This window comes from Alphaproteobacteria bacterium GM7ARS4, from assembly GCA_014332745.1.
In the GTDB taxonomy this organism is placed as follows: Bacteria; Pseudomonadota; Alphaproteobacteria; order GM7ARS4; family GM7ARS4; genus GM7ARS4.
The window spans coordinates 1-1,130 of record JACONL010000024.1; the positions used below are offsets into that span (position 1 = coordinate 1).

Annotated in this window: 1 protein-coding gene and 1 rRNA gene; one reads left to right on the forward strand and one right to left on the reverse strand. The window is 50.9% G+C overall.

Annotated features, from left to right (window positions below; all coding sequences use genetic code 11):
* Positions 1-243: ribosomal RNA gene (locus tag GDA54_07105) — 16S ribosomal RNA — on the reverse strand; the annotation flags it as partial.
* A 375-nt stretch (positions 244-618) separates the two neighbouring features.
* Here GDA54_07105 and GDA54_07110 point away from each other — a divergent pair.
* A partial coding sequence (locus GDA54_07110) for a hypothetical protein (GenBank protein MBC6498063.1) occupies positions 619-1,130 on the forward strand: 512 nt, incomplete at its 3' end.

A 1,130-nucleotide genomic window follows, 5' to 3' on the forward strand; every position in this document is an offset into this window, starting at 1 on the left:
ATCTGACGCAGGCTCATCCTTCAGCGGCCGAAGCCTTTGCCTACTAGTGCCACCTAGCAGGATTATATGGTATTAGCGACCATTTCTAGCCGTTATCCCCTACTCAAGGGTAGATTCCTACGCGTTACTCACCCGTTCGCCACTCAAGAACAACGAATAAATCCGTTGTCTTCCGTTCGACTTGCATGTGTTAAGCATGCCGCCAGCGTTCGTTCTGAGCCAGGATCAAACTCTCATCTTAAATGTTCGCGCATGCTCCACAGAGAAGCGCGCAAACCGATGAAACGGGAAGGCGACGCCGTTCCCTATTCCTAGACAACAGACCATGCCTTCCCAATAAGGTAGACGCCTCACAACAATCTTGCACAAGCACAAGTGGCGCCCACCGATCCTTCAAAACTTCCTTCACTCTGTCCACAACAGCCCCCTCACCCCTCCTCATGTAAACCACCATCATACCCCCGTCAACAGAGAATGTCAACAGCCTCAACAATTTTTTATGCCCTTTATATTGCCCTTTATATTTATACCTTGTTATGTCATGCAACCCATGCTCTCATGGGTTGAGAGGATGGCGCAAAACACAGGAGGAGACGGCAACGATAAGGGGATGGTGCGATGACAGACCATAAGAAGACATTCAATATCGACCTCGGAGACTTCGGTGAACGAAGATATAAATATAAACCTCTCTATAATTACCTGTGTCAATTGAACGGCATGACATGGAGAGCAACATTCAGTGAGATAGAGGATGTGTTAGGACTTCGTCTACCGAACTCGGCACGTACGTACCGTCCGTGGTGGGGAAATGTGGCCACACACACGAGCCGTCCGTCACAGACGCGTGCTTGGATGGCGGCGGGCTATAAGATAGGGGACGTAGACCTACAGCAAGAGCGTGTGACGTTCATGTTCGGAGACAGCGGTGAACGAAGACATAAATATGAGCCTCTCTATGATTACCTGTGTCAATTGGACGGCATGACATGGAGGGCAACATTCAGCGAGGTGGAGGATGTGTTAGGATTTCGACTACCAGACTCGGCACGTACGTACCGTCCGTGGTGGGGAAATGTGGCCACACACACGAGCCGTCCGTCACAGACGCGTGCTTGGATGGCGGCGGG